Annotated in this window: 21 protein-coding genes and 5 tRNA genes; 3 read left to right on the top strand and 23 right to left on the bottom strand. The window is 39.0% G+C overall.

What is annotated here, in order from left to right:
- Positions 1 to 7 precede the first annotated feature (7 nt).
- From ACHWSC_RS01410 to ACHWSC_RS01370, 9 genes are all read right to left on the bottom strand, one after another.
- Positions 8 to 1402, bottom strand: coding sequence for a TolC family protein (locus ACHWSC_RS01410; protein ID WP_394675551.1), 1395 nt, complete (start codon positions 1400 to 1402; stop codon positions 8 to 10).
- Positions 1372 to 3534 carry a peptidase domain-containing ABC transporter gene (locus ACHWSC_RS01405; protein WP_394675550.1) on the bottom strand — a complete coding sequence of 721 codons (2163 nt, stop codon included), beginning with the start codon at positions 3532 to 3534 and terminating at the stop codon, positions 1372 to 1374. Before ACHWSC_RS01405 ends, ACHWSC_RS01410 begins: the two co-directional genes overlap by 31 nt.
- A 36-nt stretch (positions 3535 to 3570) precedes the next feature.
- Positions 3571 to 4671, bottom strand: a complete 1101-nt coding sequence (locus ACHWSC_RS01400; RefSeq protein ID WP_394675549.1) for an HlyD family secretion protein — start codon at positions 4669 to 4671, stop codon at positions 3571 to 3573.
- Between the two features lie 80 nt (positions 4672 to 4751).
- Entirely contained in the window at positions 4752 to 7343 is a 2592-nt protein-coding gene (locus ACHWSC_RS01395; protein ID WP_394675548.1) for a hypothetical protein, read from the bottom strand.
- An 8-nt stretch (positions 7344 to 7351) separates the two neighbouring features.
- Entirely contained in the window at positions 7352 to 8062 is a 711-nt protein-coding gene (locus ACHWSC_RS01390) for a GLPGLI family protein (protein ID WP_070566299.1), read from the bottom strand.
- A complete protein-coding gene (locus tag ACHWSC_RS01385) occupies positions 8037 to 8477 on the bottom strand; it encodes a MauE/DoxX family redox-associated membrane protein (RefSeq protein ID WP_139144993.1) in 441 nt (146 codons plus the stop codon). Before ACHWSC_RS01385 ends, ACHWSC_RS01390 begins: the two co-directional genes overlap by 26 nt.
- Positions 8478 to 8481: 4 nt before the next feature.
- Positions 8482 to 9546 (bottom strand): hypothetical protein, encoded by a 1065-nt coding sequence (locus ACHWSC_RS01380; protein WP_394675547.1) that lies wholly within the window; start codon positions 9544 to 9546, stop codon positions 8482 to 8484.
- A gap of 24 nt (positions 9547 to 9570) precedes the next feature.
- On the bottom strand, positions 9571 to 9801 hold the full coding sequence (locus ACHWSC_RS01375) for a hypothetical protein (RefSeq protein WP_145329971.1): 231 nt from the start codon (positions 9799 to 9801) through the stop codon (positions 9571 to 9573).
- Between the two features lie 80 nt (positions 9802 to 9881).
- The gene (locus tag ACHWSC_RS01370) at positions 9882 to 10112 is read right to left on the bottom strand and encodes a hypothetical protein (RefSeq protein ID WP_070566291.1); all 231 of its coding nucleotides are present in this window, start codon (positions 10110 to 10112) and stop codon (positions 9882 to 9884) included.
- A 168-nt stretch (positions 10113 to 10280) separates the two neighbouring features.
- Here ACHWSC_RS01370 and ACHWSC_RS01365 point away from each other — a divergent pair, with 168 nt between their 5' ends.
- The gene (locus ACHWSC_RS01365; protein WP_394675546.1) at positions 10281 to 10931 is read left to right on the top strand and encodes a rhomboid family intramembrane serine protease; all 651 of its coding nucleotides are present in this window, start codon (positions 10281 to 10283) and stop codon (positions 10929 to 10931) included.
- A gap of 2 nt (positions 10932 to 10933) precedes the next feature.
- On the opposite strand, the gene ACHWSC_RS01360 is transcribed toward ACHWSC_RS01365, so the two are convergent.
- The gene (locus ACHWSC_RS01360) at positions 10934 to 11074 is read right to left on the bottom strand and encodes a hypothetical protein (protein ID WP_394675545.1); all 141 of its coding nucleotides are present in this window, start codon (positions 11072 to 11074) and stop codon (positions 10934 to 10936) included.
- A 162-nt stretch (positions 11075 to 11236) separates the two neighbouring features.
- Here ACHWSC_RS01360 and ACHWSC_RS01355 point away from each other — a divergent pair, with 162 nt between their 5' ends.
- Positions 11237 to 11557 carry a helix-turn-helix domain-containing protein gene (locus ACHWSC_RS01355; RefSeq protein WP_394675544.1) on the top strand — a complete coding sequence of 107 codons (321 nt, stop codon included), beginning with the start codon at positions 11237 to 11239 and terminating at the stop codon, positions 11555 to 11557.
- Positions 11558 to 11576: 19 nt separating this feature from the next.
- On the opposite strand, the gene ACHWSC_RS01350 is transcribed toward ACHWSC_RS01355, so the two are convergent.
- The 9 genes from ACHWSC_RS01350 to ACHWSC_RS01310 all read right to left on the bottom strand — a co-directional run bounded on the left by ACHWSC_RS01350 (position 11577) and on the right by ACHWSC_RS01310 (position 15968).
- Positions 11577 to 13157, bottom strand: coding sequence for a S41 family peptidase (locus ACHWSC_RS01350; protein ID WP_394675543.1), 1581 nt, complete (start codon positions 13155 to 13157; stop codon positions 11577 to 11579).
- 70 nt (positions 13158 to 13227) lie between these two features.
- Positions 13228 to 13773, bottom strand: coding sequence for a transcription termination/antitermination protein NusG (nusG, locus tag ACHWSC_RS01345; protein WP_046672242.1), 546 nt, complete (start codon positions 13771 to 13773; stop codon positions 13228 to 13230).
- 20 nt (positions 13774 to 13793) lie between these two features.
- The gene (gene secE / locus ACHWSC_RS01340) at positions 13794 to 13988 is read right to left on the bottom strand and encodes a preprotein translocase subunit SecE (RefSeq protein ID WP_028072657.1); all 195 of its coding nucleotides are present in this window, start codon (positions 13986 to 13988) and stop codon (positions 13794 to 13796) included.
- Between the two features lie 23 nt (positions 13989 to 14011).
- Positions 14012 to 14082 (bottom strand) — tRNA-Trp (locus ACHWSC_RS01335).
- A gap of 159 nt (positions 14083 to 14241) precedes the next feature.
- Positions 14242 to 15426, bottom strand: a complete 1185-nt coding sequence (tuf, locus tag ACHWSC_RS01330; RefSeq protein WP_070566283.1) for an elongation factor Tu — start codon at positions 15424 to 15426, stop codon at positions 14242 to 14244.
- Positions 15427 to 15498: 72 nt separating this feature from the next.
- Positions 15499 to 15570, bottom strand: a tRNA-Thr gene (locus ACHWSC_RS01325).
- 95 nt (positions 15571 to 15665) lie between these two features.
- Positions 15666 to 15738: transfer RNA gene (locus tag ACHWSC_RS01320), tRNA-Gly, on the bottom strand.
- A gap of 50 nt (positions 15739 to 15788) precedes the next feature.
- Positions 15789 to 15869, bottom strand: a tRNA-Tyr gene (locus tag ACHWSC_RS01315).
- Between the two features lie 26 nt (positions 15870 to 15895).
- Positions 15896 to 15968 (bottom strand) — tRNA-Thr (locus ACHWSC_RS01310).
- Positions 15969 to 16294: 326 nt separating this feature from the next.
- Between ACHWSC_RS01310 and ACHWSC_RS01305 the strand changes: the two genes are divergently transcribed.
- Positions 16295 to 17458 (top strand): BamA/TamA family outer membrane protein, encoded by a 1164-nt coding sequence (locus tag ACHWSC_RS01305; RefSeq protein ID WP_120333429.1) that lies wholly within the window; start codon positions 16295 to 16297, stop codon positions 17456 to 17458.
- A 189-nt stretch (positions 17459 to 17647) separates the two neighbouring features.
- Here the strand turns inward: ACHWSC_RS01305 and ACHWSC_RS01300 are convergent, their stop codons facing one another.
- The 4 genes from ACHWSC_RS01300 to ACHWSC_RS01285 all read right to left on the bottom strand — a co-directional run bounded on the left by ACHWSC_RS01300 (position 17648) and on the right by ACHWSC_RS01285 (position 22349).
- Entirely contained in the window at positions 17648 to 18166 is a 519-nt protein-coding gene (locus tag ACHWSC_RS01300) for a hypothetical protein (RefSeq protein ID WP_120333430.1), read from the bottom strand.
- Between the two features lie 83 nt (positions 18167 to 18249).
- Positions 18250 to 19569: a sensor histidine kinase gene (locus tag ACHWSC_RS01295; protein ID WP_394675542.1), complete on the bottom strand. Its 1320-nt coding sequence runs from the start codon at positions 19567 to 19569 to the stop codon at positions 18250 to 18252.
- Positions 19570 to 19572: 3 nt separating this feature from the next.
- A complete protein-coding gene (locus ACHWSC_RS01290) occupies positions 19573 to 20934 on the bottom strand; it encodes a sigma-54-dependent transcriptional regulator (RefSeq protein ID WP_394675541.1) in 1362 nt (453 codons plus the stop codon).
- Positions 20935 to 20966: 32 nt separating this feature from the next.
- Entirely contained in the window at positions 20967 to 22349 is a 1383-nt protein-coding gene (locus tag ACHWSC_RS01285; protein ID WP_201670221.1) for a TolC family protein, read from the bottom strand.
- Positions 22350 to 22715 lie beyond the last annotated feature (366 nt).

Genomic DNA, 22715 nt, shown 5'->3' with positions numbered 1-22715 from the left:
AATGATTTTAATTTATCGATCCATAAATCTGATAGCGCAGCATGAGCTGATTGAACACCACAGTATATTTGCTGCGGATCGTTTCCGACTCCGCTTTAATCAAATTACTTTTACTCGTATTGACATCATAGATCGATGCCTTGCCCGCTTCAAAACTCCGCAAGGTGTAATCCAAAGATTGCGCTGTTGCCGTGCTCGCTTCTACCGCAATACCATATTGCTTTCTGTTCTCATCCAATTCAAGCAATAGCTTATCTAAGATCTGCTGCTGAGCAAACTTTTCATTATCAATCGCCAATTGTATATTTTGCTGGTTCAAGTCGATCTGCTTCAACTGACGTTTTGTTTTTCCTTTGTTGAAGATGGGCACCGAAACCGTCACAGCGAGCTGCTGGGCAAAATTGTCTTTACTCTGTACAAAAAAAGATCGCGTATTGTCCGCTTTAAAAGCATTGAAATAGGTACTCCCCAAACCAGCGGATCCTTTTACCGTCGGAAATAACGCTGCTTTAACCAACTTGGACTCGACCTCAAGTCCAACAGCTTGACTTCGAAACTTAGCAAATACCGGATTATGCAAATAAGCTTCTTCCCGCAGGTTGGATACATCCGAAAAAGTATGCTCTTGCAGAAGATCACTCTCCGCTACTGGGACAGCCAGTTCTAGGTTACTATAGTCCGAGTAGTTCATCAGTTGGGCTAGTTTAAGCAAGGACTGCCGTCGATCTTTGTGATATTGCTGATATTGCTGCTTCTCTCGTGCCAGATTGGCTTTTGCTTCGGCAACTACCGATACAGCTGTTGCCCCTACCGCCGTACTTTTCTGGGCCTTATCCAAGAGTTGCTGTGAAAACTGCATGGCCGAATCCTGTGAGACCAGCAGTGCCTGAGCCAGCAAGGTCTGCAGATAGGCTTCCATCAGCTGAACGGTAAGATTCCGTTTCAATATCTCTTTTTCGATATGTTCCTGTTCCGCTTCGGAAGCAGCTTTCTTGGCCTGGTTTCGAAAATAGTTATATTGGTATAGGGTCAGCTCCGCATTGATCCCCATGTTGCTATTCAGGTTGTCATTGCGCCGAATCGTACCAAACACATCCTGTGATGATCCAAAAGTGGTATAACCATTTGCGTAGCCGCTCACACTTGGCAAGCGTTCCCGCACTGCCATTTCCTGATCCAGCACTTTTATCTTAGCCTTGATGTCCTGCTGTTTGATCGGCAGATTATGAGCCACAGCATAGTCGATACAATCCTGTAAAGTCCAGGCTCGCTGCGCCAATACATTCGTAGATAACAGTATGTTTATAGTAATAAACCAACACTTTATCCTACTTCTTTGATAATTGTTCATCATTGAATAAAAAACAACAGTTAGTTTAACACGATCGATTGCTTTTTCCACATATCCTTATAGGCAGACTCTTGGGCTAACAACTGATTATGCTCCCCTTGTTCGATCAGCACACCATCTTTAAGCACCATAATGGTATCGGCCTCGGCAATCGTACTCAACCGATGGGCAATCACAATCATCGTCTTACCCGAATCTTTAAAGCGACGGAATGCCCGCTGGATTACCTGTTCTGTTGAAGTATCCAAAGCCGAAGTCGCTTCGTCTAAAATGAGAATATCCGGATTGCGGTATAATGCTCGTGCAATGGCAATTCGTTGTCGCTGTCCACCGGATAGCATGGATCCATTTTCACCCAGCTGGGTTTCAAAACCAGCTGGAAGCTTTTCAATAAAAGACATCATGTCCAATTCATTGACTACTTGCAATAGCCGCTGAAAATTGGGAATATCTTCTCCGACGGCAATATTGCTAACGACGTTACCCGAAAAAAGATCGATCTGCTGGGGCACAATGGCAATGCGTTCCCGAAGTGAACTCTTCGAAATATAGTTCAGATCGTATTGACCGATAGAAATCTTGCCTTCCTGTAGTGGATACAGCTGCTGAATAAGTGCTCCCAGCGTAGTCTTCCCGCTCCCACTCTCCCCGATAACGGCCGTCATCTTGCCTTGTTGTATCCGGCAACTAAAATTTCGGAATACCTCTACCCGTGATCCGTAAGAAAAACGAACATGATCAAAAACAATATCTCCAACCAGATCCGAAGTAAGCTGTAATTTTTCTTCTGATTCTTCCCGCTCCAGATCCATGATTTCAAACAAGCGATCTGCTGCAATCAATGCATTTTGCAGTGTCTTATTCATGCCAATCAATTGCGTCACTGGCCCAGTAAAATAACCGATCAAAGCGTAAAATGAAAGTAGTTCTCCCGGCGTGATCGTACGTTCGATCACATAGTATGAGCCAACCCACAAGAGGATAATGGTAAATAACCGTGACAACAACTCGCCAGAGGTGCTGGAAAACAAGCCATTCATCACCGAGGCATAAATGGTTTTCAATAAATGCGAAAACCGATTGTCTGTACCGCTATTAAAATAAGTTTCAATGCCAAACTGCTTGATAGTCTTGACCGAATTGAGCGATTCGACCAGATGAGATTCCAGTTCGGCCCCTTCTTCCATCATCCGGCGCTCTACTTTTTTGTTCAGTTTATTGGAAAGCCAATAGACCCCTAGATAAAAAGGGATAACGAGCAGCATGATCAAGGCCAGCTTCCAAAAATAGGTAAACATAAGCGCAAAGGAAAAGACCACGATCAACACATTGACGACAGCTTGTATCGCCACATCATTGATAAAAGCACGAATTTTGACTGCATCGTTAACCCGCGATATAATCTCGCCCACTTTCATCGTATCAAAGAAGCGTTGCGGAAGGCTCAGCAAGTGTTTATAGTAACCTAAAATCAGATATTTATCGATCCTTTGCCCCGTCTGCAGGACCATCACACTCTTCAATGTACCAATGAGCAACTGAAAAATCAGAATGACCAACATACCGATCGAAAGAAGGTTCAATAAGCGCACATTGCCATCGACCAGTACATAATCGGTAATTTTCTCAATGTAAAACGATGTTGAAAGCCCCAGCAGCGTATACACAGCAGCTCCCACCAGTGCCTGAACGATCACCGAGCGATGCGGCCGGATCAGATTCCAGAATCGCTTGTAAACAGCGATCTTCTCATTTTTCTGTTCAAAATATTCATTGGGTTCCATTAAGATCAACACCCCAGTCCAAATCTTCTGAAAGGCCTCAAATGTATATTTCTCCACTTTTCCCAAGCCAGGATCCATCACCGTAATTTTATCCTTTTCCACCTGATAGATCACTACATAATGCTGGAGCTGCTCTTTGAGCACAACATGGGCAATTGCTGGCAAAGGTATCTGCGGAATAGCATCTATACCGCCTTTTACTCCTTTGGCATTAAAGCCCATCTGCTGTAACCCTTGCACCATACCCAATACATTGGTACCACGTGTATCGGTATGACAATATTGTCTGATCTTTGCGATGGGGATATGTGTACCATAATAGCCCGCAATAGAAGCCAGACAGGTCGCCCCACAGTCACGGATATCGTGCTGCTTAATGCAAACAGGAGATTTTTTCATTACAAATTTACTGTTGTCAGATTAATAAAGAAGTTTTTATAACGTGCTCGTTTTAGCGCCAAGATTTGGATTGAATAGGTCATCAGCCCGATCGAACAGGAGCTGCCATAACGTACGATCCAAAAGGTAAAACCGTGCATTGAATGTATTTCCCTTTCCTACAAAGGCCTTATTCCCATTGGGGAGGCTCAGGAAGTTTTGATCCATGCGGCACCTGACCTTAAAAAAAGATCCTTCTTGTTGGTCGCTTATCAGATTGTAGTCAATATCATGTACTGTCCCCGATAGAAACCCCCATTGGTTATAATTATACGTATCCATCTGGAATTTGACCGATTGATCCTTTTTGATATAGCCGATGGATTTGGCTGGCACCAAACATTCAGCTATAAGCTGATCCTCTGGCGAAATTTCCAAAATATCCTGTCCCTGCACGAGCTGTCCTCCTTTTTGATATCCTTTAAAATTAACCACTGTACCTGTTATGGGCGCTCGAACAATATAATTTTGACCATCAATCAAGATAGACTTTTTCTCGGACGACAGCGACTGTGCTTTCTGTTTCAGTTCGACCAACTTAGCGCTCCATTGCGCCATCTGCTGCTTCCGTATCGTCAAAAACTGATTTTCAAGTTGTTCAAAAGAGTATTGCGTTTTATCAAGTTCTGCTTGGGACACCACCCCCTGGCTGAATAGCTGATTATGTCGGTCCAGTTCACGGCGTGCTAAGGTAAGCTGCGACTGTATTTCAGACATACGTTGTTCCATGGACAGATATTCCAATTGATATTGTCCACTTTGCAGACTTTTTGCCCTACCATCAAGAATAAGTTTTAGATCAGCGATTTGCCTCGCATAGTCATCCGTTAAACCCTTATTTAGAGACAATTTATTTTCCAGATCTTCGGAAACAATGATTAGTAGTGTATCCCCCTGTTTTACCTGCTGATTGTTGCCTACTATACGGTTGTCAATAATACGGCCACTGACCAAGGATAGCATCTTTGTATTCTCCATCGTAGGCCTGACGATTCCCTGTGCTGAAATTGAAATCGGCACTTTGATAAGCGGTAATAATATCAACCCTATAATTATAGCCACTATCAGCAGCAGGTATATAATATTTGTTCTTTTCATCTTGGTTTTAATCAACAATACAAAACTGTCTATTGTTGATTAAATCCACCACAACCTGAGGTTGTATTTTTAAATTTTCATCAAAATCTGTACTTGACACCCACCGCACTATATCCAACTAAATTCTTAAAAGATTGAAAATTTTCAATTCCATTTTGATTATTAAAAACAGACAAAACAGCGTTGTTTTTAAAACCTAAATTCTGCAACATGTTTTCACAAGTCAATATCAGTTCTAGCTTTTGACTAATGATATATACCGAGGAAAGATCTATATCCATAAACTCGCGCCGTTGATCAACACTATTTATAACGCTATATTTAAGCATTGTCTTCCATTCCGTCCTTTTATGATTAAATTTTGGCCCCAACAAAATCATTAGTGAGTTCTGATCCGTTAGAAGTCCATCTTGATAACCATACCGTGTATAATCGTTTTTGAGGGTCATAGAAATGTTGATCGCTCCTGAGGAAAAAGAATTTAGATTTAGCATATAACCATGATTCCGCTGCTTAATCTGCGATTCTCCAGCACCCGAAAACTGATAAGAGCGGTTGTTCTGATAGTTATAGAACAAGGAAACATTCATAGGAAACTGATCTTTAAAAAGATTTTGTGCATAAGAGACATCTAGCCCTACATTTCGATAACCCTGAACCAATTTCAAATTTCTTAAAAGCGGAAAAGTCATGTCAATAAATTGTACCAGCGCTTTTTCACTGTGCTGTCTATAGAGATTTATTCTAAAAGATTGCCCTTTAAATGGAAAATCATATAAATAGCCGAGCTTTACTGTATTGATTGCATAAATATCATGCAGCAATTGATGGTTTCCAAGTATTGTCTGATCATAAGAGATTACGCGCTGGCTTAGCCCTGATTTGACGTCAGGTGCTTGGGTAGTTCTTCCCCAATTAAAAATTAAACGATTTTTCTTAAATCGATCCAAAAAGTAATCCAAATTAATGTTAGCCAATAAAAAAGTAGAAGTAGATATAGAATCAAATACTTCGATTCTTTGACGCTGCAAGGCTATTGTACTACGAAGGTTAAAGCGTTTTAAATTGAAATTTGCTTCTGTGCGAGCTATATATCGCGTTTTGGCTTGGTTAATATTATCAGGAATAAAGCTATTATGTATATTACTATAAGATAATTCATAGACAAGTGTATTTACTTTTCCCAAAAGCTGTCTCAAATTAGTATGCAATATACTTTCATTGCTTGAAAATTTAATATTCTGTTTATTCCGATTAGTCTGCTCTTTCGTTGTCTCTAAATATTGAAGTTGCCAAGTATCTCTTGAAATCTCATTTTTCCAGTCCCAGCCCATATTCCAGGCTAAGGCATTATTTATCTTGGTCTCATAAGTCAAACGATTTGATAAAATATTGCTCCTCTGCTCCGTCATCTCTCCGAGATTAAAAAGCTCCTTTGTTTGAGGATATATTGATTCGTAACTTCCCTCTCCTTTCAAACGGTCTTGATAACTGGAAAAGATATTTTTGGCAATACTACTTTCACTCAATTTATATCGGAAATTCAACATAGTACCGATCATTCTAGCGCGCAAACTATCCGTACTATTTTTTTCATAAAGATTATTTCCTAAAAATCTGGAATTCTCTTCAGAGAGTCGGATGGACTTCAAATAATTTAAATTCAGAACCGCTTGTAATGAATATCGCTCCGTGTTCTTTTTAATCATTGTCGCATTCAATAAGCTAGATTCATTATTTAGCGTAATGTCCTTCGTATAAAATACCTTCTTATTCTGAGAGGAATAATAACTTGAAGCGACATTGTTAGAACGTATTGCGCCTGCATAATCCTCACTCGACCAGTCCTTATCAAAGACATTATTGATATTCGTCAACGAAAACAAAGAAAGATTGTCGCCAAAATAAAAGAGAAAGGGTTTAAATTTATACTTATTCTTATAGCCTAGAAATGCTTCCACATTTCCTTTCAATATATTCGTAAAACTATCTTTCACCTTTAGATCCAACACTTTCTCTTCATGCTCATTGCCAAGATTGACACGAAATGGATCCTGATAATTGGCAATCACTCTTATGTGATCTAACATTCCAGATTCCATGTTCTCCAAAGCTATTTTATTTTGAAACTCGAAGACTTCTTTACCATTGATCAGAATTTTATTAATCTCTTTCCCACCATGCACGATTTTGTAATTTTCATCGACTTTGAATCCAGGAATCCGTAATAAAATCTCTTTCAGATTGTCTCTATCTTGAAGATTCAAAGCCTTAAGATTATAGACCGTCGTATCATTATTAAAGGACGCAAAGCCTTTGTTCATATTTACCAATACTTCATCCATGCGAATAGACTCATCGCTTAGCATGATCACTGCAGGAAAATCAGATGCTTTACTCACTTTAGTTCGAAAAGTTTGAAAAGACATAGATCTCACCTTTAGTATGAACGGAAATCCATCTTCACGCAAACGGTATCTGCCTTTGTCGTCCGTCGTCATATAGTGCAGCATACGATCAGAATCCTGTACACTATAGAGACTAATTATTGCTCCTGAAATCGGATCTCCACTGGTTCGGGAAACTACACGACCATCAAGCAGCTGAGCTGAAGCACAATAACAAGAAAAAATGAAGAATAAAATGAAGAAAATACCCGACCAAAACCTCATTTGTTGTCCTAATCAATAATATTTTCAGTTTTCATCTTTTTTAGCAAAGGGGCTACCTGTTCTCTATACTTGGCGTAAGAAATACCAGTCTTTTTCTGAGCTGCATTCATTTGATTTTCGATATTCTTGGAAAATGCCTCTTTTGTTATTTTATCGATTTTGATAACATAGTAATCATTCTCCAACAAAACTGCCAAACCCGGAAGTTTAGCTCCGATATAGGGTCCAAAACTAATCGGATAATCTTCACAAAACCATACTACGGTATTGAAAGGATCATTCTTAAGGACCGCTTTACGGCAATTAAAATTGCCAACTTTCATTATTTCCTGTTTTACATCCCATTGTAATACTGCCGGCGAGTCTCGCACCTTAAATTGCTTACCGCGGAATAGATCTTCAAAATATAGGTTACCGGCCTGATCATAAAAAGAGAATAAATGTTTGAATGGGGGAGGACCATCCAATCCAATTTCTTTCTGTTCCAAGAGGATTGATCTACCCTTGGATACATCAACATACAATGCATATTGCACTTCGAAACCCTCAATCAAATCTTTATATCCTTGCAAAAACACTGGATCATTTACTTCTTGCTCCAATCTCGCATTGAGAGAAGAGGAAAGTAATGTTCCTTTATAGGTAATCTTATATTGATTTTGCGCAACACAAAGTAACGCATATATACAAAAACTAAACGATAACAATATTTTTTTCATATGTTGATTTTTTCACGAATAGAATACTAATCGCAGCCAAAATTATATAAATAAGATTAAGAGTTAAATGTTCCTTGAATGGTAATTGCGCCATAATACCACCACAGCCGCAGGAAGGATAAAAATAGTATAATTCTAATATAATAATATAGAGGGTATAAACTGAAAAAAGAAGAATAGTCAAATAAAATCCTATTTTTCGATAGGCCAATAAGAAGAAAGCAACAATCAACTCCGCAACGATCACAGCTATCGCAAAATACTTCACGGAATTTACATAAAACAAATTAGTTCCAACTAATGTATCCATGAAAGTTTCAAAATTTTTAATCTTTTGATATACAGAAATCATGAGTAACACAAAAAGCCCAAATTGTATAACCGATACAATAAAATATAAAAGATATCTTTTCATAAAGTTATTTTTTGAAAAATAACGTAATCTTGGCATAAAGACCAGACCTATATTTATCCCCAAATATTAAGCTAAACTTATCAGCCGTTAAATGATTGGTGAAGATGGGATAAGAATATTGACTGATATCAAAATCAAAATTGAGCTTAAAGCTATCTTTATATTTTCCTTCCACGAGATCATACCGATCATAAAGTATATAACTATTTTTAGTACTGATAATATTTGTCCGTACATACAAAATATTGTCAAAGATCTCTAGACCTTTATACAACCCTTCCAGCTGTATATTGTATGCCTTATTGGACTTCCCCTTAAAATCAAAGGTATCTATAGTGGTAATTTCACGAACAAATCTTCCGTCTTGATCAAATTCATAAAAGCTTGATCGATTATCGAACACATACAGTATACGATCTTGGAATACATAAAATTTACCACCATAGACACCAGGGTCTCCATTAACGGGATCTTTAGTCTCAATTGCTTTTATCAATGTTTGAGTTTGTTGCAAGGTATCAATAAGGTAAAAACCCAATTTTTCATCCTTTACTCCTGTGGATAGCAAAACATCTGGTTTCTTGCTGAGCTTGGCTGTACTAATTACAGTATATCCATCAAAATTGACAATATTCAATTTTTCAGAAACCAAGTTATACGTACCAAAACTTTTTCCTTTTGTAGATGAATTATAGAAATATATACTATGTTCATCTTGTCCTATAACCAATCCAAAGGGATATTTTTTTGATACGTCCATCGTATGATGTTCAAGATTAGCAACATCCCAATAATGAACTTGTTGATTACTCTCTTTGAGATAATACCGTTCCACACTGGAACTTGCTATTTGATATAGTTTATCACCAAAATCTGCAGGTTTTAATGATTTAGTATAAGGTACAGCCTCCAAATCATTTTGCAAATCACCGTAGATGGTCTTTCCTTCAATTTGAAGTGCATCACAAACAACAATATTTCGCTTTTCTAGTGCATTGAAGCTGCTTGGTGATTTTAAACCACAGGAAATCAACAACACTAAACTTGGTATTAACAATTGGATTTTCATTAGATGAATTTATATACTTAAATTTTACTGATTGTCTGAGGGTGTTGGTTGGGATTCCTCATCTGGCATTGGTTCAACATGAGAATTATCAGAACCTTTATAAACCAAACCCCACAGAATACAAGAAGATCCACTTCCAGGACAGATTCTAACACCATTGGAGGTAGAAGCATGGTCTTTCTCGTTTGTACCCGCATACGAATGCATAGACAAAAATACACATACCATAACACATAATGTGCTTATAGTTTTCACTAAAATAATTTTCATAAAAAATAGCTTAAATTAAATACAGCCTTGTAGCCCTTAGCTACAAGACTTGTTATAAAATAGAGTTAGGCTCCTGGTTCAGCTGGTGTATCCTGAGATTCGTCGTCCTTTCCAATTTCAATAAAGCCACTACCGTCGCCTTTTTCAATTGCACCCCAAAGAACGCAACCTTTGCCATCACCAGGACATACTTTCACGCCTGCATTTGATGCTTTCACCAAATCAATCTTAGAAATACCTACAAGAGTAAATATTACCGCCAATAAGGCAAGAGAATTTTTTTTTATTGTTTTCATAAAATTAAAAATTATTTATTGATTCCTACTCTATTTTAAAGCTTTTTCGGCAACTGCTTTTGTTGATCAACGATACAAATTTGGGCATTACCCATTACGTCCACCACAACCTGAGGTTGTATTTTAAAATTTATTAGATATTTTTGCGTGATTCACCAACAACTATAAATGAAATTTTTCGATATATTCCCAACTTTTGCCGAAGCCCCCTATTCCTATATTGTCGTACCGATTATATTGGTATGCAGCATCATTGGATTTTATAATAAATCGTTTTTCCATGCACTGATCCTGCACCCCTACGAGATAGCAAGAGGTAAGCGTATTCATACTTTGCTTACCTCGGCTTTAATTCATCGCAACTGGATTCACCTCTTGTTTAATTGTGTTGTGATTTTTGGACTAGGATATGATATGTTTGGTAATCTCCATCAAGAGTATGGTACTACAGTCGCATACATAGGTACAATAGCTAATTTTTTTCTTCTAATTATCCTCCCCAACCTCATTCAGGCATTTTCCAAAAAGAATGATTTTACATTTACCGCTGTTGGTGCGTCGGGTCTCTCCTTTGGATTATTTGGCTTTTCAGCGTTATTTTTTCCTTTACAAAAAACAACTAGCCATCTCTTTTCTTTTGTACAAAACACTACTCATAGCTGGATAGTAGGACTGGGGATACTTATACTATTGACTTTTGTAGGAAAATTAAAGAAAACAAATAAACAGTTGCACTTAGTGGCATATCTAATAGGTTCCATCGTTGCATTAGTGTTTAGACATACCTCAATAATTGAAATGTACCAAGCACTCTTTTAGGGTTAAGAAATTAACAGATCCCATATTGAGTCAAACCAGCTTCCTCTCTTCTCATCCTCCCTTTCCGACCCTCCACCTCCAATCTCCAACACTTCATTAGCATCCAACTCGCTAACATTAATTTCTTTTAATTTCTTTTCCATGATATCTCAATATTTATTTTCATCAAAATTCATGGAAAAGAGGCTGAGCCACCACAACCTAGGGTTATAGACTATAACTACAAGTTTTAACATCGAAAAACTTCACAACTTCAAGTTATATTTATTAAATTAGACCATTCGATAATTTGGGTATTTAAAAGAATGGCAAGAGAAGAAATCGGAACAATTATTAGGCAGAAAAGAGAAAGTCTCAGGATATCACAGGAAGCTGTTGCATTCGTTTTGGAGATATCACAGGCTGCCTATTCAAAAATCGAACGCAATGAGACTAAGCTAAAGGTAGAGCAGGTATACAAAATAGCGGATTATTTTGGTATCACGATCTATGAACTTTTACCACCCGCTCTGGCAAGTGACATCACAGGAGAGAATATATTTGGCTTAGTCTATCATTATAGCAAACTTGTTCTAAAGAAAATAATTGCTTTATTCCGAAAGAAACGATCTCAAGGTGAAATATAATCCCTAACTATACTTCGTCTTACTTTTTAATAGCTTTCAGCACCTTATCCAATACCGGATCTTTCCCCTTGATAACATCATCAACACTCCGTACGACAGGAACATCAGGCATGACACCCCGCCCCGCTTCGTTTACTTGATAATAAGGTTTGACATCCATTAAGCCGAAACGCCAACGTAGATGGGAGTTTGGCAGTTTCAGTACAGGAAGAACTCCCGCAACCGTGCCGCTAGCTGCACCACCAGTTTCCTCGCCCACAAACACAGCCCGCTTCCCAACTTTTAAATTTGTAGCAATTAAACTCGCTGCAGAAAATGTCCCGCCATCAATCAATACAAATAAGTCCCCGCGATAGCGATTACCTTTTGATTTTTCACTTTTACTCCCTGTAAGATGGGTATAATTCAGACGATCTTTGGAAAAGGTCTTTGTCCAGGATACAACCGCACTGGGTATGATAAATGGCGATAAAACGGGATAAGACCAGCCCGGCAATCCTTTTATCTGATAGAATGGCAACTTGAATTTTGAGGTGATCACTGCTGGCTGAGCAAATTGGTATTTATCCTCCTCTACCAGATAACTATACAGCTCCTTCACATCGAATAGACGCCCGCCCAGATTTCCACGAAGATCCAAGATCAGGTATTGTACCGAATTAAGCTCCAGCCGATCAAAAATCCTTCTGTAAGCTTCCTTTGGACGCCCATACGAAAAATCAACCACTTTCAATAAAGCAACACTACTATCGCCTTTGACAGGGAAAGAAAGCTGTTTGCTCATTCTTTTTAGATTGGCATTATACCCAAAGATTTTACGCTGCTTTTTTTGATCACTTTTCTTCTGATCAGGTTGGCTCACTTTTTTCACAACCGTGGTCCTTATCCCTGATTTAGCCTTTGTATCGACACTGTCGAACCTTCTGACCACAGTCCGCTGATATGTACTATCGGCGCGAGAAAACAAAACCGAAATAGAATCTTTATACCCCAGTTCCAATTGGTAATACCGCGGTAATAAACGCTCAAAAGCCTGATCTATAAATGTCGTATTATAGCCGTCCGAGGTAAACGTTGGGCGATATTTTGTGTACAGATTTTGTGGTTGTATACCCTCAATAGAAAGAATTTTAGAGCCTGCTACCAAACTTGAATCTAACGTTCCATTTTTTGAGAGATAGAGTGTATTTTCCTGCCAATGAAATCCCAGTTGTGAAAAGGGACCCTTACTTTTTTGATAACGGACTTTATCCTTACCTTTCGGGTCAAATTTGGAAATAAGGGGACTCAGCGTCATATGCCCCTGCCGAACTTGAGCCAGTACAGATGCTAATGCCAACTGAAACTGATTCGGCAATAATGGCTGACGGATCGCCCTACGAAGGCTGTCGAACTTAACCTTTAACTGATCTTCCCGCACATATAGAAACAAGTCTGGATGCATTTTCCATAAGTTATGCTCAACATAGTTGATATCTTGCTGCATAGCTTCCACCGCCAGGGGAGTTTCAATAAATCGATTGTACTTCTCGACATTTGCACAGCTCAGCAATGTCAGCACATACACCAATACGAATAGATAAATAGTTGGCCTTTTCATTTGTAGTAAGATACAAAAAAAAGCCTTCCAATTTTCATGAAAAGCTTTTCTCTATCGTTAATTACTAATCTTACTCTTTTTCTACTTGCATGTAGTTTAGTTCAAGTGGCGTCTTACGACCGAAGACTTTCACCATCACGATTAATTTCTTTTTATCTTCGTGGACTTCTTCGATTTCTCCGGTAAATCCGTTGAAAGGACCGTCGTTGACTTTCACTGTTTCACCCACATAGTAAGGAACGTTAATGGTTTCACCTTGCTCGGCCATTTCATCCACTTTACCTAGGATACGATTTACTTCTGCTTGGCGCAAAGGAACCGCGTTACCAGCTTTATCGCCCAAGAAACCAATTACACTATTGATATTTTTGATGATGTGCTCTAACTCACCGTCAAGAGCTGCTTCTAATAAAACATAACCAGGATAGTAGTTACGTTCTTTAGCAACTTTCTTACCATCGCGCATCAAGTAGTATTTTTCCATTGGAATCAACACCTGAGGAATCAAGTGCTCAATACCTAAACGGCTAACTTCGGCATCAATATATTGCTTTACTTTCTTTTCTTTACCACTTACAGCACGAACTACGTACCACTTTAAACCTTGATCTGCCATAAATAAATACGATTGAAAAATTAAGAAGCAATACCGTACAAGAATTCTAACCCTACGCTTGAAGCTTTATCCATTACAAAGACAACCAATGCAATAAGAAGAGATGCAACAAGCACAATAACAGCTGAACTTTGTAACTGAGACCATGTAGGCCAAGTCACTTTCTCAGTGATCTCTACATAAGAGTCTTTAAAAAAATCAAGTACTTTTGCCATTTTAGTTTATCTGTTTTTATAAGCACGGGCACCAGGACTCGAACCCAGACCAAAGGTTTTGGAGACCTTCGTTCTACCTTTAAACTATGCCCGTGTATTTCTTATTTTGTGATGCAAATATAGTGTTTTAAACCACTTTCTGCAAATCTTTTTTCACTTTTTTTTATTTTAATCCGATAAATCGCTTATCGAAAAAATAAGCTAATCAACCTCAGTCGATTAGCTTATTTTATTTAGAATAATCTGATTCAGATTATAAAATTTCAGTTACTTGACCAGCACCTACTGTACGACCACCCTCACGGATAGCGAAACGTAGACCTTTTTCCATTGCAATAGCAGAAATTAATTTCACGCTGATTGTAACGTTATCACCTGGCATAACCATTTCAGTACCTTCTGGTAAAGAGATCTCTCCAGTTACGTCAGTTGTACGGAAATAGAATTGAGGACGGTATTTGTTGAAGAATGGAGTGTGACGACCACCTTCAGCTTTTGACAATACGTAAACCTCAGCTTTGAAATGATCGTGAGGAGTTACTGAACCTGGTTTACAGATAACCATACCACGTTTGATATCAGTTTTCTCAATACCACGTAACAATAAACCTACGTTATCACCAGCCTCACCGTAATCTAAGATTTTACGGAACATCTCAACACCTGTTACTGTAGATTTCAAGTTCTCAGCACCCATACCTAAGATCTCAACTGGATCACCAGAGTTGATTACACCTCTTTCGATACGACCTGTAGCAACTGTACCACGACCTGTGATCGAGAATACGTCTTCAACTGGCATCAAGAAAGGTAAGTCAGTCAAACGTGGAGGAATTGGAATGTAGTTATCTACAGCATCCATTAATTCCATGATTTTCTCAACCCACTCAGGCTCACCGTTCAATGCACCTAAAGCAGAACCTTTGATTACAGGGATATCATCACCAGGGAATTCGTAGAATGATAATAACTCACGAACTTCCATTTCAACTAAGTCTAACAACTCAGGGTCATCAACTAAGTCAGTTTTGTTCATGAATACTACTAACGCAGGAACACCTACTTGGCGAGCCAACAAGATGTGCTCACGAGTTTGAGGCATAGGACCATCAGTCGCAGCAACTACGATGATAGCACCGTCCATTTGAGCAGCACCAGTTACCATGTTCTTAACGTAGTCAGCGTGACCTGGACAGTCAACGTGTGCATAGTGACGGTTAGCTGTAGAATATTCTACGTGTGCAGTATTGATTGTGATACCACGCTCTTTTTCTTCAGGAGCAGAGTCAATTGAATCAAATGAACGAGCTTCTGACAAACCTTTATCAGCCAATACTTTAGTGATAGCAGCTGTAGTTGTAGTTTTACCGTGGTCAACGTGACCGATAGTACCAATGTTTAAGTGTGGTTTACTACGGTCAAATTTCTCTTTTGCCATGTTTATGCGAATTAGTAATTATAAATTATTTCTATTTGTTATATACTCTTGCTTAACTTTTACACAAGTACGAGCCAAAGATGGGATTTGAACCCACGACCTCTTCCTTACCAAGGAAGTGCTCTACCCCTGAGCTACTTCGGCTTACTAAAAAACCTTATTTACGTATTAATGCCCCCACCTTTAGATACATTATTATCAAAGAAGATAGAGACTAAATTTAATACTTGAAAAATTTGAGCGGAAGACGAGGTTCGAACTCGCGACCTATAGCTTGGAAGGCTATCGCTCTACCAACTGAGCTACTTCCGCTTAATAATTAGAAACTAGAGTAAATCTAACACCCTAATTAAAATAAAGTGTGGAGGGAGAAGGATTCGAACCTTCGAAGCCGAAGCAACGGATTTACAGTCCGTCCCATTTGACCGCTCTGGAACCCCTCCAGACCTGTAACTTTCGTTACATTTAGAGCCTCTTATCGGAATCGAACCAATGACCTACTGATTACAAGTCAGTTGCTCTACCAGCTGAGCTAAAGAGGCTTCTAATATCTTTATTTAAACTTACATTCTATCAACGTCTGACCAAGTATTTCTACCTTTTCAGCGAGTGCAAATATCGAATTTACTTTTGATTTCTGCAAGTTTATTTTTTATTTTTTTTCATTTAAAGAACTAAGCAAACTTTCGTTGTTTTGAACCGTTGTTCCCTTGTTTGCTGATGCAAAGATAGACACAAAACTCACTTTACAAAAATATTTGTCAAAAAAAAAAGACAGTTTTTGGCAATTATACTGATATGCAGCACAATAATTTTTGATTGCATATTTACCTGTTTTGGTTATTTGGCTAATATACTATCTTTGGGCATGCAAATTTTACCGCAATCACTTTCAAAACTTACCCGATACTCCGTACTATTTACGGTACTTTTAATGGGATCGGCCGAATTGAAAGCTCAAAATATTATTCAAAAATTGAGTAAAAAATTTCTTTCCGCTGAAAGAGATTCTACACGTTCCGGTAGTTTTATGGTTTTACCGGCCGTTGGTTATGCGCAGGAAACGGGAGTTGAATACGGCCTGGCGAGCGCTTATAATTTTTATCTGGACAAATCTGATCCCAAAATCCGCACCTCCACTGTCATGGTCATGGGAACCTTTACATCCAATAGTCAGTCCAACTTCAAACTGCAGACCGATCTTTGGACTAAAAACAACGATTACCATCTGATTAGTGAAATACGCTACCGTAATTGGCCCTTTAACTATTATGGTGTCGGTATGGACACTTGGAAAGCAGATGAAGAACGCATTGATCAAAAATTATTTCGCGTCAAACTCGAAGCTGAGAAAAAAATCAGCAACGGCCTTTATTCAGGTATCAACATTCAATACGATAACTTCACCATTCGTAGCGATAGTGCCGATCGTATTTTCAATCATTCCGATCTTATTGGGAAGCATGGCGGGCAACAGCTACTGGTAGGTCTTTCGCAATTGTTTGACAATAGGGACAACGTTTCTTATACAACAAAGGGGTATTATGCTAAATTGCGGCTGGCCTATGCGCCAAAGTTATGGACAAGTACTGATTTTACGGGGGCAAACCTCGATGTAGATCTCCGTGGCTTTATTCCCCTGCACAACCAAGTCACGCTGGCCCTGCAAGGAATCTTTCGTTCCACATTTGGAAAAACCGTCCCATTTTACAACTACCGTGAGCTCGGTGGAGACATGATGATGCGCGGTTATTACCTCGGACGTTACCGGGACAAGAATTATCTTGCCTCACAGGCTGAACTGCGTTATCGCTTTCATCCACGCTTTGGCATCGTTGGATTTTCAGGACTCGGATCCACCTTTTCCAAGGAAAATAGCAGTCGATATGTCGCAAGTTATGGTGGTGGTTTACGCTACTTCTTTAGTCTCGAACACAATAGCAGCATACGCTTTGATTATTCTTTTGGTGAACAAAGACCCGGAGAAAAACGACAGTCGGGTTTCTATCTGTCCCTAAGTGAAGCTTTTTAATAAACAAGAGCATCCATATAGGCATGGATGCTCTTGTTTATTCTTGCCTAATGACATCCACTTTTTTCCCTCCTCTCTACTACCCTCAAAATCAGCTAAAATAGTTGATGCCCAACGGAACGCGGTAGATGACTGACCATCGACAGTCAAAAAAGAAATCGGAACAGCAGCCTAAATCGGAACAGCGGCCTAAAATCGAATCAGAAAATTCTCTTTTCGCTGTCCTTTTCTAAAGTAAACCAACCCAATTCGGTATAGATCTATCGTAACTACACTATGATCATCCTCCTTCAGCTTATTCCAATAGGCTTCCCTTTTCACTGATAAATGGGGCTCGTTTATAATTAATAGATCTCGATCCCCAACATTTTCCAAAAAATTCAGATCAAGATCGTCCTGGTCAATATAATAAATATGTCGGTACGCATAACGTCCACATTGGTCGTGCAAAAGATTCCTATAACTTTCGAGCGGCTGATCGGCCCAGTAGCTAAAATTGTCGTAAGCAAATGTCCTTAATAATCGATCGATTAATGCATACTTTTTCTGTTCTACCTTGCTCTCGTTTTGAATAGTTTGTGGTAATTCTGAAACGCTCGCTTTGGATGTCTTTTGATAAATTACTTCGTCTACCAATTTATAAACAAAAGGAGAATGGGTCCCATGGCGACTATGGGATACAAAATAATGTCGCCAATACTTAAGCATGTAGTTCATTTCGCTGCAAACATCGCTAAATTTTATGATTTTTCACATGGAACATTAGGTTTTAGTTTGCAGGAATGATCCCCCTAAAACTGGAGAATAAAAACACTTCCTTCTCCTTCCGTACTATTGAGGAAAATAGTTCCCTTGTGCAAAAGCATAATCTGTTTGCTTAGGGTAAGGCCGACCCCTGTACCCGTTTTCTTCGTTGTAAAAAATGGTGTAAAGATCTGCTCCTGAAGATCAGCAGGAATTCCTGCCCCGTTATCTTCAATCCGAATCTGCACCTTTCCGTCTACTTCAAGAGCAGATAAACTAATATAGGCTTCTTCCCTATTTTTAACCGCATCTATTGCATTCAACATTAAGTTGATAATAACCTGCTCGATCAAATTGACATCGGCAGATAAGATTAGCCGTGTATTTTTCAGAATAATATCGACATCAATATTTTTCTGGATCAAGGTTGGTTCAAGCAACTGATAGATATGTTCAAATAACTGCGAAATTTGGATCGGCGCTAGCTGAGGCTGATCGACCTTATTGATCATACGATAACTCTTCGCAAAATGTAAAAGTCCTTCGCTACGACGTTTGATGGTGGAAATGCCTGTTTTTAGATCATCAATATCTTCAGCTCCTTTAAAATGGTCCAAACGACCGTTTAAGGTTTCAGCAAGTGAGCTGATCGGAGCGATGGAATTCATGATTTCATGTGTCAGTACACGTAATAATTTATGCCATGCCTTTGTTTCAGTCTCATCAATTGCTTCGTTGATATTTTGATACACCACAATGCGAAACAAGGCGTCCTGTGTCTCAAAGCTTGAACTCTGAATCAATAGCTTTATTTTTCCTTTACTTGATTGAATAGACTCCATCTGCTGCTGCCCGTTTTCAAGCAACATGGTTTTTTCATAAAGATCATTGTTTTTTTTCTTCAATCCCGTGATATTTCCAAGGTGTGGCAAATGAAATAGCTGTTTGAAAGCCTCATTTACCCACATGACCTTACCACTATCCATCTCATAAAAGATAATCGCCGAATTTAGCATATTGATCACACGATCCAGGTATTGGTGCTGAATCTCCTGCTTAATGCTGATCTCCTTATAAGTCTCGTTGATCTGATTAAAGGCCATAAAAAGCTGCCCTTCAACTGACTTTGTATTTTTCACCAAGAAACGTCTGGTAAAGTCGCGGTATTTGACCGCTTCGGAAAATTCAATCAGCTGCCTGGCCAAAAAATTATACTGTGCATATAGGTTAAAACCCAGGTATAGCATCATACAAAAGATCAAAGTCGCCTGTACATATTCTCTTTTAAGTAGCAAATAAGCGCTCACAAGTGCTGCTACCAGCAGTAAGATAACCTTGATTGCATTTAAGATTTTTCCGTGCCTCATCGACTAAATATCATATTTCTCCAAACGTCTATAAAGTGCCGCCCTGGTAAGCCCTAATTCTTTTGCGGCTTTACTGATATTTCCGTTATAACGTTCAATCGCCGATTTGATTGCTTTACGTTCCAATTCTTCCAGATTTTGACTGCTGGAACTGGATTCGACAACGCGGTTATCTATTTGTTGTTCTATTGGCGAGAAAAAAAGATCATTTCCAGCTATACTGAGCTGATCAGCCATAATAACAGCACGCTCGATGCTGTATTGGAGTTCTCGGACGTTTCCGGGAAAATGATACGCACACATTTTTTTTACCGCATCCGTTTCAAAGCCTTCAATCCGCTTATTGTATTTCTTCGAATAGATATCGAGAAAATGATCAGCCAATAGCTTGATATCCTCTCCTCGTTCACGCAATGGCGGCACCTGAATTTCAACGGTATTGATCCGATAAATTAAGTCTTTTCGAAAACGGCTTTCATCTGCGAGCTGTTTCAAAGGAACATTGGTTGCTGAAATCAAACGTATATCCACCGATATTGGTTGATAGGAACCCAACGGTGTAACCTGTCTATTCTGCAGTACGGTTAACAGTTTGGCTTGTTGCTGCAAAGAGATATTGCCAATTTCATCGAGGAACAATGTTCCCCCATTTGCAGCTTCGAATCGACCTTGGCGGTCTTCACGTGCATCTGTAAATGCGCCCTTCTTATAACCGAAAAGCTCACTTTCAAATAATGTTTCTGTCAGCGCCCCGACATCAACCTTAACATAAGTCCGATCTGAACGTAAGGATCTTCGCTGAATGGCTTGAGCAATCAGGTCTTTCCCGGTCCCATTTTCACCTAATATTAATATATTCGCATCTGTAGGGGCAATTTTCTCCAATTTATATTGCAGTTCGTCCATAACAATGGAATTACCAATCAAATCAGGACTGCTTCCACTACTGAGTAAGGAACTTTTACTTTTCTTTTCTTTATTTTTTGATTCGGCAAGAGCGCTTTCGATCGTTGCCAATAATTGCTCATTTTCCCAAGGTTTCACGACAAAATCTGACGCTCCCTGTTTCAGCGATTTTACAGCGAGATCAACAGCTCCATAAGCGGTAATCATAATGACATGTACCTGTGGAAACTTTTCTTTGATCCGGGACAACCAATATAATCCCTCATTACCGGTATTAATCGTACTTTTAAAATTCATATCTAAAAGCACCAGATCATAAGGTGTCTTCTCCAGATGTGCTATTAGATTCTCCGGATTGGGTTCAACTTGAATATGACTAACTTTAGGTTTAAGCAAGATTCTTGCCGCAGTTAATAAGTCCTGGTCATCATCAACGACTAAAATAGATGCTTTTTTCATACTTCCTGACTTCATTGAAGATACTAAGATAACTATAAATTCAACGAGCCTGCGTAATAATCATTGATATATTTTTGCAGCAGCCATTCATACTGTTTGACGACCAATTGAATCTGGCTGTTATCGAATTTATTTTTTGCGGTTAAAAAAATCACTGAATTACTGTTTCCCAATTCGAAAACTACCTTGGCAATACGAAAAGATTCCGCGTAGTTTTCATTTTGACTACGTAATTGTGTAATCATGTTACTTGCATTCTGCAAGTTAAAAACCGCATTGGACGTCGCCGACCGCAAAACATTTTGTTGGATCTCTTTTTGAAATCTAGCCGTCTGCAGATCTAATTTTGCCAAGCGGACGTTGTTATAAACTTGCAAATGATTAAAAATCGGAACAGAAAGATTGAGAGAAATATACTTTCCTACGTTATTACGCATTTGGGACCAATACGTTCCTTGAATCCCCAATTTAGAATAATTTGATCCTAAACCAGCGCTCAGACTCAAGGACGGATAATAGTACGATTTTGCAATCTTAATATCCCGCTCCGCCACTTTGATCCGATAATCCAGCGCCTGTATATCGGGCAATTGATCAACAGCCATTTCATAGAGCTGTTTCGCATCCAGTCGTTGCCCGCTTTCTTTTATTCCGAGGTTATCCAATTCGCCCAATTGATTTTCATCCATATTTAGTAAGGCAGCAAGCTTCACACGGCTACTGTATAGTAACTGACGATTATTTTCAATCGTGTTGACATCATTTGCCAGTTGTCCTTTCAGATCAAAGTAATCCCCAGGATTAATTGCACCTTCCTTATGCATACTCTCCGCACGTCTGACCTGTTCTCGGGTTACTTCAGTCTGCATTTCTGATTGCCGCAATATATCCTGAGCAGTTAAGCTTTGGATATAAGCGGTAATAACGTCTAGTTTTAACGCATTAATCTGCGTGTCAAAAGTCAATTTACCCGCTGTCTTTGCATCAGCACGCATCCTGATATCGTGAAATAAACGGAACCCTCTAAATATTGGAAGGCTTGCGCCCAAAGAAAAATTTCCTGTTGAGTTGTTGGATGAAATATATTGAAGGGTCGAATTATCCTGAGATCTTCCTGATGTTAGGCTATGTTGTAGGCTTGCATCAACATCGGGAAGTCTATTCGCTTTAGCCTGTGCTAAATTCACCTCAGCACGTCTCACATCGAGTTCATTCTGCAATAAGGTTGGATTCGCCTTTATTGCCAACTGAATACACTCAGCTAAGCTCCGCTTGGTAATTTGTTTATCGTCGACCACTGCAATTGTTGCTGTCCCAGCCACTCTTTCCGTTAGTCGCTGCTCCGTCTGTTGCGCCCCTGCCTTGGCATAACTCAATAAAAAGCATAATGTACTATATATATAGACTCTCTTCATATCCATTTTTTATTTTCTTGCTGACCATCGCCATGCCAAACAACAAAAACACTAACTATCAAATAGATACAAAAAACATATTTTCAAAAATGTTCATTAATGAACAGTCGGTGTGCGTAGTTGGACAATAGCAAAGACAAACTGTATAAATAGAAGAATAATTCAAATCAAGTTCGATAATTATTCTTCCATTCAATGGATATAAGTCGGTACTTCTTCGGTGTTTCTTCGGTCACAACCGAAGAAGCACCGAAGAAGTACCGAACAAGCTCCGACTAAGCACCGAACAAGCACCGAGTAAATAACGAAAGTAATACAGTTAAATCCTAAATTTTAACAGACCATTTTTACCAACCTTTAGGACCG

It is taken from the genome of uncultured Sphingobacterium sp. (assembly GCF_964277905.1).
GTDB lineage: Bacteria > Bacteroidota > Bacteroidia > Sphingobacteriales > Sphingobacteriaceae > Sphingobacterium > Sphingobacterium siyangense.
This window is presented reverse-complemented; position numbering and strand designations above follow the sequence as displayed.